Source organism: Paracidovorax avenae ATCC 19860 (assembly GCF_000176855.2).
Lineage (GTDB): Bacteria > Pseudomonadota > Gammaproteobacteria > Burkholderiales > Burkholderiaceae_C > Paracidovorax > Paracidovorax avenae.
Genome location: NC_015138.1, coordinates 1,589,415 through 1,604,728 on the forward strand (window position 1 = coordinate 1,589,415; position 15,314 = coordinate 1,604,728).

Annotated in this window: 11 protein-coding genes; 5 read left to right on the forward strand and 6 right to left on the reverse strand. The window is 67.9% G+C overall.

Features of this window, described 5'->3' with window-relative positions; translation table 11 throughout:
* Positions 1-21: 21 nt before the first annotated feature.
* Complete coding sequence (locus tag ACAV_RS07035; protein WP_013593886.1) at positions 22-993, reverse strand: ketopantoate reductase family protein; 972 nt, start codon at positions 991-993, stop codon at positions 22-24.
* 291 nt (positions 994-1,284) lie between these two features.
* Between ACAV_RS07035 and ACAV_RS07040 the strand changes: the two genes are divergently transcribed.
* The 4 genes from ACAV_RS07040 to ACAV_RS07055 are packed head-to-tail and all read left to right on the forward strand — an operon-like array spanning position 1,285 to position 3,807.
* Entirely contained in the window at positions 1,285-2,223 is a 939-nt protein-coding gene (locus ACAV_RS07040) for a hypothetical protein (protein WP_013593887.1), read from the forward strand.
* Positions 2,224-2,235: 12 nt separating this feature from the next.
* Positions 2,236-2,733 carry a DUF1240 domain-containing protein gene (locus tag ACAV_RS07045; protein WP_013593888.1) on the forward strand — a complete coding sequence of 166 codons (498 nt, stop codon included), beginning with the start codon at positions 2,236-2,238 and terminating at the stop codon, positions 2,731-2,733.
* Positions 2,734-2,788: 55 nt separating this feature from the next.
* Positions 2,789-3,286, forward strand: a complete 498-nt coding sequence (locus tag ACAV_RS07050; RefSeq protein WP_041828625.1) for a hypothetical protein — start codon at positions 2,789-2,791, stop codon at positions 3,284-3,286.
* 35 nt (positions 3,287-3,321) lie between these two features.
* Positions 3,322-3,807 carry a DUF1240 domain-containing protein gene (locus ACAV_RS07055; protein WP_041828627.1) on the forward strand — a complete coding sequence of 162 codons (486 nt, stop codon included), beginning with the start codon at positions 3,322-3,324 and terminating at the stop codon, positions 3,805-3,807.
* 44 nt (positions 3,808-3,851) lie between these two features.
* Here the strand turns inward: ACAV_RS07055 and ACAV_RS07060 are convergent, their stop codons facing one another.
* The 4 genes from ACAV_RS07060 to dnaG form a co-directional block, all read right to left on the reverse strand.
* On the reverse strand, positions 3,852-5,498 hold the full coding sequence (locus ACAV_RS07060) for a methyl-accepting chemotaxis protein (RefSeq protein WP_013593891.1): 1,647 nt from the start codon (positions 5,496-5,498) through the stop codon (positions 3,852-3,854).
* 300 nt (positions 5,499-5,798) lie between these two features.
* On the reverse strand, positions 5,799-8,219 hold the full coding sequence (locus tag ACAV_RS07065) for a glucose/quinate/shikimate family membrane-bound PQQ-dependent dehydrogenase (RefSeq protein ID WP_013593892.1): 2,421 nt from the start codon (positions 8,217-8,219) through the stop codon (positions 5,799-5,801).
* A gap of 153 nt (positions 8,220-8,372) precedes the next feature.
* A complete protein-coding gene (gene rpoD, locus ACAV_RS07070) occupies positions 8,373-10,715 on the reverse strand; it encodes an RNA polymerase sigma factor RpoD (RefSeq protein WP_013593893.1) in 2,343 nt (780 codons plus the stop codon).
* 234 nt (positions 10,716-10,949) lie between these two features.
* Positions 10,950-12,989, reverse strand: coding sequence for a DNA primase (dnaG, locus tag ACAV_RS07075; protein ID WP_013593894.1), 2,040 nt, complete (start codon positions 12,987-12,989; stop codon positions 10,950-10,952).
* Between the two features lie 249 nt (positions 12,990-13,238).
* Between dnaG and ACAV_RS07080 the strand changes: the two genes are divergently transcribed.
* On the forward strand, positions 13,239-14,153 hold the full coding sequence (locus tag ACAV_RS07080; protein WP_013593895.1) for an EAL domain-containing protein: 915 nt from the start codon (positions 13,239-13,241) through the stop codon (positions 14,151-14,153).
* Positions 14,154-14,161: 8 nt separating this feature from the next.
* Here the strand turns inward: ACAV_RS07080 and ACAV_RS07085 are convergent, their stop codons facing one another.
* Positions 14,162-15,142 carry a TRAP transporter substrate-binding protein gene (locus tag ACAV_RS07085; protein ID WP_013593896.1) on the reverse strand — a complete coding sequence of 327 codons (981 nt, stop codon included), beginning with the start codon at positions 15,140-15,142 and terminating at the stop codon, positions 14,162-14,164.
* Between the last annotated feature and the right edge of the window lie 172 nt (positions 15,143-15,314).

Below are 15,314 nucleotides of genomic sequence, written 5' to 3' on the forward strand. Positions count from 1 at the left end.
ATTGCAGCCGACATTCGTCATTCAGTCTCCCTGCGCCTCCACCACCTTCACCAACACCCACAACGCCCGATTCACCGGCGTCGCCACCCCCACCGCCTTCCCCCGCGCCACCACATACCCATTGAGGTGATCGATCTCGCTCGGCTTGCCCCGCGCCAGATCCTGCGCGGTGGACGACATCTGCCCCGGCATCGTGGCCGCGATGCGGCTCACCGCCGCACCCACGTCGCCCGGAATCTGGATGCCGTCCGCTTCGGCCACGGCCAGGCATTCGGCCACCACGTCGGCGATCACGTCCGCCACGCCGGGTGTCTGCACCAGTCGGCCGTAGGGCTGCTGTGCGAGCGCGGAGATCGCGTTGTATGCGCAGTTGAGCACCAGCTTGGCCCAGAGCGCGCCGCGCACGTTGTCTGAAATCTCCGTGGCGATACCGGCGGCGCTGAACTGCTGCGCCACCGTGGCGCTGTGGGGCGAGGGCGCGATCACCAGTTCGCCGCGCCCGTGGTGGCGTACGTGGCCGGGGCCGGCCATTTCTGTGGCGACATAGACCACGGCGGCAGCGACGGGATGGGCATCACCCAGCACGCCGCGCACGCGCTCGTCGTTGTCCACGCCGTTCTGCAGCGTGAGCACCAGCGCGTCGGGCGCGAGGTGCGGCTGAATCTGCCGGGCAGCGTCTTCGGTGTCGGTGGATTTCACGCAGAACATCACTACGTCCGCGCCGCGCACCGCGGCGGGATCGGTGTCGGCCACCATGGGCACCTGTTCGTCGAGCGTGGCGGTCTGCAGGCGCAGGCCGTTCGCGCGGATCGCCTCGACGTGCGCGGGCCGGCCGATCAGCGTGACCGCATGGCCGGCGCGCGCGAGCAAGGCGCCGAAGTAGCAGCCGACGGCACCGGCGCCCATCACGGCGATGCGCAGGGGTGGGGCGGCTGGATCGGGCGGCGACACAGGCAGGCCTCCGGCGGGGGCTGCCGATGGGGATGCAGTCATGCGGTTTTCTCTCTCTCTATCTTCTCTGTCGAGCATGGTACGCCCGGCTGGGGCTGCTGCCTCCAGGGGTTTGCACGATAGGGAGGGCGGATGTGTCGTTGCCGCCCATTCGCAGCCGATATTCGTCAGCCGATGTCCTTGTCAAGGCGAAAAGGGGCAGTTGTACTGAGCGTTCTTCCAGGCGGAACGATTCCTGGAAAACGTCGTTGGGTTAACGCATTGTTGCAAGCGAGCGGAGTGGGTGAACCTAGCATTCGCCCCCATCGAAAACGCGACAGCAGGGGAGGAACCATGAGCGCTGAGCTCGCAGCGACATTTTTCAATATGGGCTATGCCCAGTCCGTGGCGCAGTCCATGGAGCAGAACCGGGTGGATGTGCTGGTGCTCACCCAGGGCCAGTACATGAGCACCCTGCAGGACAAGGCCCGGAACAACCCGGCGCTGGAATTCAACCTGCGCAAGATCCTCGCCAGTTCAACGTTCGGCCAGTACTGGCAGCACACCTTCAGCCCCAACGCCAGCGAGCCGTGGGTGGGGCCGGCGGCACAAGGCGCCAACGATGCGATCGCCATCACCCGCACGCTGAATGCGATCGGCATGTCGGGCATCACCAGCTATGTGAAGACGACCGCGACCGGCACCTACATCATCATCAAGGGCTACTCGGCCCGCCGCAGCTCCGCGCTGCAGGGCACGCGCTACCTCGCCACGAATCCGAAGATGATCCAGCTGGGCCTGGGCATGAAGAGCCTGCAGGGCATCGCCAAGGGCGGGTTCATGCTGGGCGTGGTCGTCTCCAGCGGCATCGAGTTGATGGACTTCATGTTCAACAACGAGAAGACGATGTATGACCTCGTGGGTGGGATCGGGGTGGAGGCGGTGAAAGGTGGGTTGGGAGCGTTGGTGGCCTACGGCTTTGCGACTTACATCGGCGGAATCGCGACTACCATCGCGATCGTCCCAACATTCGTCATGGCCTTGGTGGCTGTGGCGGCGGGAATTGTCCTGAATGTTGCGGATGCCAAGTACGGGATCAAGGGCAAAGTGATCGCAGCCCTCAGGATGGCTCCCGAAAATCTTGCCAATGGCATATATCGCATCGATACCAAGGCGCAGTCCTGGCATGACGATTTGCGGGACAGCATGGCGCAAAAGAAGGTTGAACTAGGCCGGACCATCGACGAGGCAACGAGGGACTGGCTTTGCCGTATCCATTGTTTGCGCTTTTAGGTCCAAGGCCCCATGCACGACATCCAGCAAATCCGTAAATCATTGCTTTGGGGCATACCTCTCAGCGCGCTCGTCGGTGCGGGGTGTGTGTGGCTCTTCCTTGAAGCCGTGATGCAAACGATCCAGCAGATCGCCTCTGGAGCAGCGGGCGTCCGGATCGCTCCTGCAGCGCAATTGGCACCCTTCGTCGTTGTTCTGTGCATCCTCGGCATCGTTGTCGGGATCATGCGGGCAGTACCTTTCAGCGATGGGCTGATCCGGCGGACCGAGCGTGCCTTCAACATCACGGTCGCAGCCAGTGCCATCGCGTTTCTGCTGGTTCCCGTAACCTCCATCGCCCAGCGCTTCTACATGCCGAGCATCGGCTATACCCAATGCCATGTCCTGCAGGGCCAGCCCACGTTGTGGTTCACGGACTGGGTTCGCGATCCGGCGTTGTGCGTGAAGGGCAAGAGCCTGGATTGGGTCAACGGGCAGGCGAGGGCGCCCGTGCCGCATGGGGCTCCCTGAATCGCGTAGCGGAGCAAGGGACGGGCTGGCCTGGAACCCTGGATGTGCATCTGAAATGCATGACATTCCCACGCTGCGTAAAACGATGCTGTGGAGCACGCCGCTCTTTATCGGTATCGTGGCCGCCTGCATGTGGACCACCTTGCACGGCGTCGTGCCCGTGTTCCAGGGTATCGCGGCAAGGGCTCCCGTCGTCCGGATTGCGCCCGCTGCCCAGCTGGCACCGTTCGTCGCCGGCGTCTGCATCATGGCCATCGTGCTCGGCGCCATGCGCGTCGCGCTGTGCCGTGAAGCCGCGATTGCGAAGTTCGAGCGCGCGTTCACCATCGCCGTGCTCGCCAGCGGCTTGGTGATGCTGCTGATCCCTGTGACCTCGTTCATCCAGCGCCTGTACATGCCGAGCCTTGGCTACACGGCGTGCTACGAACTGCAGGGCAACCCGACCCTCTGGTTCACGGACTGGGTTCGCGATCCTGCGTGGTGTGTGAAGGGCAAGAGCCTGGATTGGGTCAACGAGCAGGCGCGGTTGTCCAGGTCGCCCGCAACTCCATGAGCCGTGGCGCCGTGCCCTCGATCCCCCGGTCATCCATGCACGACATACACCACATCCGAAAGCTTGTCCGGTGGGGCATTCCGCTGTATCTCGGGCTCGTGGCAGGAGCGGCGCTGATGACCCGCCATGCCTTGGTGCCGATGGTGCAGGACATCGTGTTGAAAGCGCCCGTGGTGCGGATCACGCCGGGCATGCACCTGATGCCGTTCCTCGTCGCTTTCGGCTCGCTGGCAATCATCGTGATGGTGATGCGGGCGATCCCTTGCCGCCCCAGCCTCATCAAGCAATTCGAGCTCGCGGCCAATCTATCGGTCGCGGTCAGCACCATCGCGCTGCTGCTGGTTCCCGTGGTCTCCATCGCCCAGCACTACTACATGCCCAGCATCGGCTACACCCCGTGCCACGCCCTGCAGGGCCAGCCCACGCGGTGGTTCACGGACTGGGTTCGCGATCCTGCGTTGTGCGTGAAGGGCAAGAGCCCGGAGTGGGTGAACGAGCAAGTCCGCCGATCGCCTCCATGAGGCACTGAGCGGCCCCGGAAGGGACCGCCGCCGGATCCGCTCACTCAGGCCGCAGCCAGCAGCAGGCCGTCCGGCCCGCCCGCAGGGCCACGCCGTGCCGGGGCTGCAGTGGCGCCCGTCCCGTCCGCACCCGCCGGCAGCCGGAACTGCGCCACGGTGCGCGCGAGCGTTTCCGCCTGGAACTTCAGGCTGTCGGCGGCCGCGGCGCTTTCTTCCACCAGCGCGGCGTTCTGCTGCGTGACCTGGTCCAGCTGCTGCACGGCGTCGCCCACCTGGCCGATGCCGCTGGATTGCTCCGCGCTGGCGGCGCTGATTTCCGCGACCAGGGTGGACACCTCGGCCACCTGGGTCACGATGTCTTCCATCGTGCGGCCGGCCTGGGCCACGAGTTCGCTGCCGGCGTTCACGCGCGACACGCTGTTTTCGATCAGGCCCTTGATCTCCGCGGCGGCCTGCGCGCTGCGCTGCGCGAGGCTGCGCACCTCGGCCGCCACCACGGCGAAGCCGCGGCCCTGTTCGCCTGCGCGGGCGGCTTCCACGGCCGCGTTCAGCGCGAGGATGTTGGTCTGGAAGGCGATGCCGTTGATGGTGCCGATGATGTCGGCCATGCGGTCCGAGCCCTGGCGGATCGAGTCCATGGTGCGCACCACGTCCTGCACCACGGCGCCGCCCCGGGCCGCGACGGACGAGGCGCCCGACACCAGCTGGTGGGCCCGGCGGGCCGAGTCGGCGTTCTGCTGCACGGTGGAGGTCAGCTCCTCCATCGAGGCGGCGGTTTCCTCCAGGTTGCTGGCCTGTTCTTCCGTGCGCTGGCTCAGGTCGGCATTGCCGTTGGCGATCTGCACGGTGCCGGTGGCGATGGAGTCGGAGCCCGCGCGCACGCTGCCCACGATGCGCACCAGGCTGTCGTTCATGCGCGCCAGGGCCGAGAGCAACTGGCCCACCTCGTCGCGCCGACCCGTGGGGATGTGCGAGGTCAGGTCGCCGCCGGCCACGGCCTCGGCCACCTGCACGGCGGTATGCAGCGGGCGGGTGATGGAGCGGGCGATGAGCCAGCACAGCGCCACGGCCAGCACGGCGGCCACCGCGCCGATGGCGATGACGGTGACGCGGCCGGTGCTCACCTGCGCGTCCGCCCGGTCGCTGTCCTCGGCCATCACCTTCTGCTGGTGCTCGGACAGGCGGTTGATGGCATCCAGGTATTTCTGCTGAGTGGGGCGCAGTCTGGTGTCCAGCAGGTCCCGGGCATCCGCCGAGTGGTCTTCGCGCATCAGCTGCAGCATCCGGTCCACTTCGGCGACGTAGTTCGCGCGTGTTGCCTGGCAGGCCTGGAGCATTTCGACGCCCGAGGGGGAGCGCACCAGCTGCGACAGCTGCGAGAACAGCTTGTTGACGGCCTCGCGGCTTTCCTGGATGCGGCGGATTTCCTTCGCGCGGCTGTCCGCGCTGTCGAAGATCAGCATGTTGCGCGTGTAGCGCGACTGGGCTTCCGTCTCGTTGGTGATCTGCGTCAGCAGCTTGACCTTCGGGTAGGCGTCGCGCGTGACCTTGGTGAGGGCACGGTTCACGTCGCCCAGCGCCCCGAGCGACAGGCCGGCCAGCAGCGCCAGCACGGCGATCACGGCGAGGAAGGCCAGGCCGATGCGGTGGCTGATCCGCAGGTTGCCGAAGGAGGAGATTTTTTCGCTCATGGTGGGAGGTCACGGTGGGGCTGGCAGGAACGGGCGGGCACCTGCGGCGCCTCCCGCGTCACAGTGCCGGGAGACCGCCTTTTGACCGTCCCATGGTCGAGCACCTGGCTGGGATCTTATTTTCTTATTGAAACTTTTGAAATTATTTATTTGCAAATTCAATGGAATTGACACATTTTTGTGGCAGATACGCACTACCGGGCAGATCCGGCACCGGGCCATGAAAAAAGCCCCGGCCGGTGGGCGCGGGGCTTTCAGTGATGCCAGGGGGCGGAGGGGATCCGCCGGCCCGGCTCCGGTTCAACGCTGCGCGGGCAGCGCGTAGGCGATGACGTAATCCCCCCGGTCGGGCGACTGGCGCGCGCCGCCCGCGGTGATGACCACGTACTGCCTGCCGGTCTTCGCCGACTGGTAGGTCATCGGGCCGCCCTGGCTGCCCACGGGCAGGCGGGCCTTCCAGGCTTCCTTGCCGTTGCTGCTGTCGAAAGCGCGCAGGTAGTAGTCCTGCGTGCCGGCGATGAACACCAGGCCGCCCTGGGTGGCCAGCGTGCCGCCGAGCGTGGGCATGCCGATGGGAATGGGCATGCGCATCTTGATGCCCATCGGGCCGGTGTCCTGCACCGTGCCCACGGGCACCTGCCAGGCCACCTGGCGGGTTTTCAGGTCGATGGCCGTGAGCGTGCCGTAGGGCGGTGCCTGGCAGGGAATGCCGGCCACGGACAGGAAGCGGTTCTTGTTCACCGCGTAGGGCGTGCCCTTGAGCGGCACGGCGCCCATGCCGGTGTTCACGGCCTCGCCGCCGCCGGAAGCGGCACCGCGGTTGGCCGAGGGAATCATCTGCACCCACAGGCCCAGACGCATGTCGTTGGCGAACAGGAAGCCGTGGACCGGATCCACCGACAGGCCGCCCCAGTTCATGCCCCCCAGCGACCCGGGAAAGCTCAGCGACACATCCGTGCCCGGCGCGGTGTAGAGGCCCTCGTAGCGCATCTTCTTGAAGGCGATGCGGCACAGCATCTGGTCGAAGGGCGTGGCGCCCCACATGTCGGATTCGGTCAGGGTCTGTGCGCCGATCTGCGGCATGCCCACCGAGCGCGGCTGCGTGGCCGAATACGGCTCGTTCGGGATGTCGGCCTTCTTCACCGGCTGCTCCTGCACGTCGGTCAGCGGCTTGCCGGTGGCGCGGTCCAGCACGTAGATCTGGCCGGCCTTGGTGCCGATGGCCAGCGCCGGCACGGTGCGGCCGCCGTCCACGGGAAAGTCGATAAAGCTCGGCTGCATCGGCAGGTCGAAGTCCCAGAGGTCGTTGTGCACGGTCTGGTACACCCACTTCTCGGCACCCGTGGTGGCATCCACCGCGAGCACGGAGGCGCCGTACCTGTGGTTCAGTGCCGTGCGCTCGGCGCCGTACAGGTCGGTCGAAGGGCTGCCCATGGGCAGGAAGACGGTGTTCATCGCCGCGTCGTACGACATCGGCGCCCAGGAGTTGGGCGTGCTGCGCACGTAGGTCTTGCCTTCGGCGGGCGCCTTCTTGTCTTCCGGATTGCCCGGGTCGAAGGCCCAGCGCATCTGGCCGGTCACCACATCGAAGCCGCGGATCACGCCACCGGGCATGTCGGCCTGCACGTTGTCGGCCACGCGGCCGCCCACCACCACGGTGGTGCCCGCCATCAGCGGCGGGGAGGTGAGCTGGTAGAACGGGTCGGGCGATGCGCCCAGGCCGGCCTTCAGGTCCACCTGGCCGTTGGTGCCGAAGCCCCGGCAGAACTCGCCCGTGTCGGCATCGACCGCGATCAGGCGCGCGTCGATGGTGTTGGTGAGGATGCGGCGCTGGCAGTTGGCGCCGGCCGGCAGGGCCACCGGCTGCACGGGCGTGGCGCCCGCGGCAGTCACGGCCGGCAGCGGTGCGGCCGCGTCGAAGTAGGCCAGGCCCCGGCAGCGCTGCCACACGGACGACTGCGCGTTGATCTCGCGCTTCCAGAGCTCGCGGCCGGTGCCGGCCTCCAGCGCGATCAGGTTGTTGTGCGGCGTGCAGAGGTACAGGCGCTCGCCGATCTGCAGCGGCGTGGTCTGGTCTTCCGCGCCGTTGCCGTTGCTCTCGGCGATGTCGCCCGTGCGGTACGTCCAGGCCACCTCGAGCTGGCCGACGTTGCCGCGGTTGATCTGGTCCAGCGCGGCGAAGCGGCTGCCGCCGTTGGTGTTGCCGTAATGCTCCCAGTTTTTCTGGGCCAGGGCCGGATCGACGGGCGTCAGGCCCGGGCCGTTGCCGTTGGCCGCCACCGTGGGGTGTGGCACGAACATGCCGCCGAAAGCCGCGGCCAGCGCCACGGCCAGCACGGCCGCCACGCCATAGGCCCCGCGGCCACGCGGTGCGGCCAGGCCGGGATAGGCGAGCGCCACCAGCAGGCCGAGCACGCCGAGGGCGAAGAGGCGCGAGAAGAGCGGCCAGAACGACCAGCCCGCATCGGCGAGGGCCCACGCCACGCTGGCGGCCAGCGTCACGGCATAGAGCCAGGCACCGGCCGTGCGCCCGCGCCACAGCAGGACGCCGGCCACCAGCATCGCCAGGCCGGCCGGCGCGAAGTACAGGCTGCCGCCCAGGGTGGCCAGGGTGATGCCGCCCGCGAGGAAGGCGAGGCCGAACAGCACGGCCAGGGCGCCCACGAGCCTGCCGGCCCAGCGCGCACGCCCGGGCCGCGCCGGATCGAGTTTTGCGGTCATTGGAATTCCTTATTGATGAACGTCAATGGTATTTTCCCGCAAGAGGTGTAACTCTGCTGTAGGCAGGGTCGGCCCCATGAAAAAAGCCCCGGCCGGTGGGCACGGGGCTTTGGGTGGCAGGGCCGCCGGGAAGGACGGCCTGCGCGGCGCGGCTCAGAGCGAGTCGATGAAGCTGCGCAGCTTGTCGCTGCGGCTCGGGTGCTTGAGCTTGCGCAGCGCCTTGGCCTCGATCTGGCGGATGCGCTCGCGGGTCACGTCGAACTGCTTGCCGACTTCTTCCAGCGTGTGGTCGGTGGACATCTCGATGCCGAAGCGCATGCGCAGCACCTTGGCTTCGCGCGGCGTGAGGCCGTCCAGGATGTCCTTGACCACGTCGCGCAGGCCGGCCTGCATGGCGGCGTCGATCGGGGCGGTGTTGGCACCGTCCTCGATGAAGTCGCCCAGGTGGCTGTCGTCGTCGTCGCCGATCGGCGTTTCCATGGAGATCGGCTCCTTGGCGATCTTCATGATCTTGCGGATCTTGTCCTCGGGGATCTCCATCTTCGCGGCCAGGATGGACGCATCGGGCTCGAAGCCGAACTCCTGCAGGTGCTGGCGGCTGATGCGGTTCATCTTGTTGATCGTCTCGATCATGTGCACCGGGATGCGGATGGTGCGCGCCTGGTCGGCGATCGAGCGCGTGATGGCCTGGCGGATCCACCACGTGGCGTAGGTCGAGAACTTGTAGCCGCGGCGGTATTCGAACTTGTCCACCGCCTTCATCAGGCCGATGTTGCCTTCCTGGATCAGGTCGAGGAACTGCAGGCCGCGGTTGGTGTACTTCTTGGCGATGGAGATCACGAGGCGCAGGTTGGCCTCGATCATTTCCTTCTTCGCGTCGCGCGAGGCGGACTCGCCCTCGTTCATGCGCTTGTTGATGTCCTTGAGCTCGGACAGCGGCACCACCACGCGGGACTGCAGGTCCATCAGGCGCTGCTGCAGTTCCTGCACCGGCGGGATGTTGCGCGCGAGCACGGCGCTCCAGGGCTTGCCGGCGGCGGCCTGCTTCTCGACCCACTGCAGGTTCAGCAGGTTGGGCGGGAAGTCCTTGATGAAGGTCTCCTGCGGCATGCCGCACTTGTCCACGATGATGCGGCGCAGCTCGCGCTCCTTCTTGCGCACGTCGTCCACCTGGGCGCGGACCATGTCGCACAGCTTCTCGATGGTCTTGGCCGTGAAGCGGATGGTCATCAGCTCGGCCGAGATGGCGTGCTGGGCCTTCATGTAGGCCGGCGTGCCATAGCCTTCCTTGTCGTAGATCTTGTGCATCTTCTCGAAGAGCCCGCGCAGGTTGTCGAACCGGCGCAGCGCTTCGTTCTTGAGCTCTTCCAGCTTCTTGGTCAGGGCCTTGGAGCCGCCCTTGCCGTCGTCGTCATCCTCTTCGTCGAACTCGTCGAAGTCTTCCTCGGCCACGTAGTCGTCGGCCTCGTTGGGGTTGGAGAAGCCGTCCACGATGGTGGAGATGACGACCTTGCCCTCGCGGATCTCCTCGCCCATCGCCAGGATCTCGGCGATGGTGGCGGGCGATGCGCTGATGGCTTCCATCATGGCCTGCAGGCCGCCTTCGATGCGCTTGGCGATCTCGATCTCGCCCTCGCGGGTGAGCAGTTCCACGGTGCCCATCTCGCGCATGTACATGCGGACCGGGTCGGTGGTGCGGCCGAATTCGCTGTCCACGGTGGAGAGGGCCGCCTCGGCTTCTTCCTCGGCTTCCTCGACGGTGGTGGCGGTGGGCGTGACGTTGTTCTGGAACAGCGTCTCGGCATCGGGCGTCTGCTCGTACACGGCCACGCCCATGTCGTTGAGCATGGTGACCACGACTTCCATGGTCTCGGCATCGACCAGCTTGTCGGGCAGGTGGTCGGAGATCTCGACCTGGGTCAGGTAGCCGCGGGTCTTGCCCAGCGTGATCAGGGCCTTCAGGCGCGAGCGGCGCTTGGCCAGGTCTTCCTCGGACAGGACGGTGTCGTCCAGGCCGAATTCCTTCATCAAGGCGCGTTCCTTCGCCTTGCTGATCTTCATGCGCAGGGGCTTGACCTTCTCGGCGGTGGGCGCCGCCTCGGCCGGCTCGGCCTCGACCTCTCCCTCGAGTTCGGATTCGATGTCCGACAGGTCGGCGTCGTCGCCCACGGCACCTTCCTCGGCGGCCTTGGGCTTGCGGCCGCGCTTGGCGGGGGCCTTGCCGGCGGCGGCGGTGGTGGCGGCCTTGGCCGGGCGGCCGGGGCGCTTCTTGGGCGTTTCGTCGTCATCGGCCGCCGCAGGGGCCGCGGCCTTCGCGCGGCTCGCCTTCTTGGCGGTGGTTTCTTCGGAGGCTTCGGGCTTGTCGGCGGACTTGTTCACGGGCACGGATGGAGCTTTCTTTGCGGCAGGAGCGGCCTGGGTTTTCGAGGAGGAGGCGGCCTTCGCAGCGGTATCGGGGACGGACTTGGGCGACTTCGCGGACTTTTGAGCGGGCATGGACGACCTCAGATTCAAAAACGGACACACAAAGAAAACGCAAGCGCGTCGGCTACCGGCGCGGGTGGCAGGGCGAAGGCGGTGCCTCCGCGGTTCGAGGGGCGGGCCCCCGTGGGCAAGATGTGTGGGCGATCATTTGGTGTGCAGTCCTTGCGGTGTGGGGGGCGGTGTGCGTGTGTGTCACGGTTGCCCGGCCCGGAGGTGCTGCTGTCGCTCTTGCCGATGAACCCTATATTATAGCCCGCCCGCTTTTTTCAAGTTCGCGGGCGCGATGCCCAGCAGGGCCTGCCGCCGCTGCTGCAGCGCGCGGTACTTCTCCAGCGCGGACGGATCGGTCGCCGCCTGCAGGATGAGTTCCTTCTCCTGGCGCTTGATGTCTTCCATCAGCATGCGGTCGAGCAGGTCGCGCAGCTCGGTCCGCAGCTCGGCCGCGTCGCCCTCGGTCTGGGCATGCGAGCCGGTCATCACCCGCACCGCCAGCGCCTCCGCGTCGTGCCCGCGCAGGCTCTCGCGCAGCACGGCCCAGGCCTGCGGGCCATGCTCGTGCCACTGCGCCTCCAGCCAGGTGAAGAGGGCGCCGTGGGGCGCGGGCAGGGCGCACAGCGTGGCGTGGTCCTCGTGCGAGAGGTCTTCCAGGAACTCCGTGTGCGACAGCAGCAGCCGCGCCGCGTGGTCGTCCCGTCCTGCGGCGGGCGTGGAGGGCAGGGGCGGCTGCGGCGGGCGCTGGTCCTCGCCGCGGCCGCGCCACTTGCCCTTGCCCTTCCAGTCGCCGCCGTCCTTGCGCCAGGGCCTGGGGCTTCCCGTGCCCATGCTGCCGCCCTGGCCGTGTCCGTAGCCATCGTCCCGCGCGGGCGCCCAGCCGCCGCCGTCCGGTGGCCCGCCCCAGGGAGGCGCATCATCGGCGGCCGGCGCCCCCTGCGCTGCGGCGCTCTGCGGGCGGGCGCCGCCGCCGCCGTGCCGCCCGGCGTCCTGTGCGGCAGCCTGGTTCCAGAGGTCCGAAAGATCGGCCGACGTGAGCTGGGCGAGCTCCGCCAGTTCGCCCAGCAGCTGGCGCTTGAGCGCGCCGTCGGGCAGTGCGGTCCACAGCGGCCGGGCGTTCGCCGCCATGCGGGCGCGGCCTTCGGCCAGCCCCAGGTCGCAGCCCTCGCTGGCGGCTTCCACCAGGAAGCGGCTCAGCGGCATGGCGCCCTGCACGTGCCGTGCGAACGCGTCGGTGCCATGGGCGCGCACGAAGCTGTCGGGGTCGTGCTCGGCGGGCAGGAACAGGAACTTCACGCTGCGCGTGTCCGTGGCGTAGGGCAGGGCGCCGTCGAGCGCCTTGCGCGCCGCGCGCCGGCCCGCCGCGTCGCCGTCGAAGCTGAATACCACCGTGTCGGTGAAGCGGAAGAGCTTGTGGACGTGCTCCGGCGTGCAGGCCGTGCCCAGCGTGGCGACGGCGTTCGGAAAGCCCAGCTGCGCGAGCGCGACCACGTCCATGTAGCCCTCGGTGACGAGCGCATAGCCATGCTCGCGGATGGCGGTGCGCGCCTCGAACAGGCCGTAGAGCTCGCGCCCCTTGTGGAAGACGGGGGTTTCGGGCGAATTGAGGTACTTGGGCTTGTCATCGCCCAGCACCCGCCCCCCGAAGCCGATGCATTCGCCCTTCACGTTGCGGATCGGGAACATCACCCGGTCGCGGAAGCGGTCGTAGCGCTTGCCGTCTTCCTCGTTCACGATGACCAGCCCGCTCTCGTGCAGCAGCGGGTTGTCGTACTCGGGGAACACGCTGGCCAGCGTGCGCCACCCCTCGGGCGCGTAGCCCAGGCCGTAGCGCTTGGCGACCGCCCCCGACACGCCGCGCCCCTTGAAGTACGCGATGGCGCGTTGCGATTCGCGCAGGTGGCGGCGGTAGGCCTCGCCCGCCTTCTCCAGCACGTCGGTCAGGGTGGCCTGCTTCTGGCGCTGCGCTGCCGCGCGCTCGCGTTCCTGCGGGGAGACGTCGTCCTGCGGCACCTGCAGGCCCACCTGCTGGGCCAGGTCCTGCACGGCCTCCACGAAGCCCATGCCGGCATGCTCCATCAGGAAGCTGATCGCATTGCCGTTCTTGCCGCAGCCGAAGCAGTGGTAGAACTGCTTGGACGGGCTGACGCTGAACGAGGGCGACTTCTCGCCGTGGAAGGGGCACAGCCCCATGAAATTGGCCCCGCCCTTCTTGAGCTGCACGTAGCGGCCGACCACATCGACCACATCGACGCGCGAAAGCAATTCCTGGATGAAGGACTGGGGGATGGACACGCCGGGGATTTTCGCCGGAATGCCGCCGGCCGGCCCCGGTATATCGGCGTGCTATTGAATCAATAGCATCGCGGGGCGCCGGGGCTGCTCCCGGGCAGGAACCGATACCCGAAGGTGCCGCACGCGCCAGGCCGTGCCCCGTGGGCGCCGGCGTAGGACGCCACCGCTTGCTGTGGCCGGGTCCCCCGCGCGGGCGCGCGTCTGCACTAAGCTGCCTGGGCCACTTCCGGGAATGCTCCCCTGACTTCCATGCACGCGCACGCTCCTTCCGCCCGCGCCTGCTCCGCGTGCCGCAACGGTACCGCAGAGCTGGATTTCGACTTCACCATGGCTTTCCAGCCCATCGTGGACCTGCGCCACGGCGGAAGCGTGTTCGCGTACGAAGCGCTGGTGCGCGGCGCCGACGGCAGTTCGGCCGCGTCGGTGCTGGCCCGCGTGAACGACGGCAACCGCTATGCGTTCGACCAGGCCTGCCGGGTGCGCGCGGTGGAGCTGGCGGCCCGGCTGGGCATCGACTGCCGGCTGAGCATCAACTTCCTGCCCAATGCGGTGTACCAGCCCGAGTCCTGCATCCAGGTCACCCTGCAGGCCGCGCGGCGCAATGGCTTTCCGGTCGAGCGCATCATCTTCGAGGTGGCGGAGCACGAGAACGCCCACGACCGCGAGCACCTCAACCGCATCCTGCGCGCCTACCGGCGCCAGGGCCTGCGCACGGCCATCGACGATTTCGGCGCCGGCTATGCGGGGCTGGGCCTGCTGGCGGACTTCCAGCCCGACATGTTGAAGATCGACATGGCGCTGGTGCGCGGCATCGGCACCGACCCGGTGCGCCAGGCCATCGCCCGCGGCGTGGTCTCGATGGGCGAGTCGCTGGGCATCGCCGTGATCGCCGAGGGCGTGGAAACCGAGGACGAGCTCCGCCCGCTGCGGGCCATGGGCGTCCACCTGTACCAGGGCTACCTCTTCGCGCGTCCCGCGCTGGAGGCGCTGCCGGCCGTGCAATGGCCCCAGGGCGCCGGCTTCGGGGGCAGCTTCGGCAATGCGGCGGATGTGCAGGTTGGCGATGCGGTGGGTGCCGGCGTGCCTCCGGCGGCGCAACGCGCCATGACCGATGCGCGGTCACGCGGCGGCGCGGGCATGGCGCTGGGGTTCGGGCTCGGCTGAGCGCCCGGTCACTGGTTGGAGATGATGGTGAGCAGGTCGCCCCGCACCTCGGGGTTGTCGGTGTACTTCTTGTAGAGCGGCGCCATGCGGCGCACGTAGGGCGAGAAGTCGGCCACGGGGGCGAACTGCACGCCCTCCTTGGCCAGGGCGGTGCGGGCCGCGAGTTCACGCTTTTCCCAGAGGCTGCGCATCAGCAGCGCCGAGTCCTTGCCGGCCTTCAGGAAGACCTTGCGGTCCTCTTCGCTCAGCCGCTTCCACAGCTGGGTGGAAACCACCAGGGCCTCGGGCGCGATCATGTGCTGGTCCAGCAGCATGTATTTCGCCAGCTTGTACTGGCCGGTGGACTCGTACGAGACGATGTTGCCTTCCGCGCAGTCGATCTTGCCGGTGCGGAAGCTCTCGGGCACGTCCTTGTAGGGTACGACCACCGGGGTGGCGCCCAGCAGCTTCACCATCTCGATGTGCGATTCGACCTGTTGTACCCGGATGCGCAGGCCCGCCAGGTCCTCCCGGCGGCTGATGGGCTTGTCGGCGCAATAGAACGAGCGGGCGCCGCCGTTGTACCAGCCCAGCACGACGTAGCCGGACGCCTTGAGCTTCTCCGCGAGCCGGTCGCCCATCGGGCCGTCCAGGTAGCGGAACATGTGCGCGGCGTTGCTGAACAGGAAGGGCAGGTTGAACGCCTGCAGCGCCGGCACCGCTTCCGCGAGCGGGCCCATGTTGAATTCCGCGGCGTCGATTTCGCCGGCCTTGAGCATCTGCACCGCCTTGGCCTGGTCGCCCAGGACGGCATCGGAGAAGAGCTGGATCCGGTAGCGGCCCTGGGTGCCGGCCTGCACCTCGGCGGCGAAGCTCTTCATCGCCTCGGTGACGGGATAGCCGTCGGGATGGATGTTCCAGGCCCGCAGCGGCGCGGTGGTCTGGCTGGTGGCGGGCCCTGCCCAGAACGCCAGCACGGTGGCGAAAGCTGCCCAGAAACGCTTGCCCATGTGTTCTCCCCGTCCTCGCGGAAATTGGTCCGTGGCGGAGGCCGGCTGCGCAGGCAGCCGCCGTGTCGCCATCGCCCAGCATTCTCCGGGCGACTCTTCCGTGGGAGCAAGCGATTTTCAGGCGGGCACGCGCCGCCAAAACCACAGCCCCGCCGAGCGGGGCTTGGCACTG

Excerpts from the sequence above, each read along its gene's own strand:
- ACAV_RS07035 (WP_013593886.1), bottom strand. The coding sequence starts at position 993 with ATGACTGCATCCCCATCGGCAGCCCCCGCCGGAGGCCTGCCTGTGTCG.
- ACAV_RS07040 (WP_013593887.1), top strand. The coding sequence starts at position 1,285 with ATGAGCGCTGAGCTCGCAGCGACATTTTTCAATATGGGCTATGCCCAG.
- ACAV_RS07045 (WP_013593888.1), top strand. The coding sequence starts at position 2,236 with ATGCACGACATCCAGCAAATCCGTAAATCATTGCTTTGGGGCATACCT.
- ACAV_RS07050 (WP_041828625.1), top strand. The coding sequence starts at position 2,789 with ATGCATGACATTCCCACGCTGCGTAAAACGATGCTGTGGAGCACGCCG.
- ACAV_RS07055 (WP_041828627.1), top strand. The coding sequence starts at position 3,322 with ATGCACGACATACACCACATCCGAAAGCTTGTCCGGTGGGGCATTCCG.
- ACAV_RS07060 (WP_013593891.1), bottom strand. The coding sequence starts at position 5,498 with ATGAGCGAAAAAATCTCCTCCTTCGGCAACCTGCGGATCAGCCACCGC.
- ACAV_RS07065 (WP_013593892.1), bottom strand. The coding sequence starts at position 8,219 with ATGACCGCAAAACTCGATCCGGCGCGGCCCGGGCGTGCGCGCTGGGCC.
- rpoD (WP_013593893.1), bottom strand. The coding sequence starts at position 10,715 with ATGCCCGCTCAAAAGTCCGCGAAGTCGCCCAAGTCCGTCCCCGATACC.
- ACAV_RS07080 (WP_013593895.1), top strand. The coding sequence starts at position 13,239 with ATGCACGCGCACGCTCCTTCCGCCCGCGCCTGCTCCGCGTGCCGCAAC.
- ACAV_RS07085 (WP_013593896.1), bottom strand. The coding sequence starts at position 15,142 with ATGGGCAAGCGTTTCTGGGCAGCTTTCGCCACCGTGCTGGCGTTCTGG.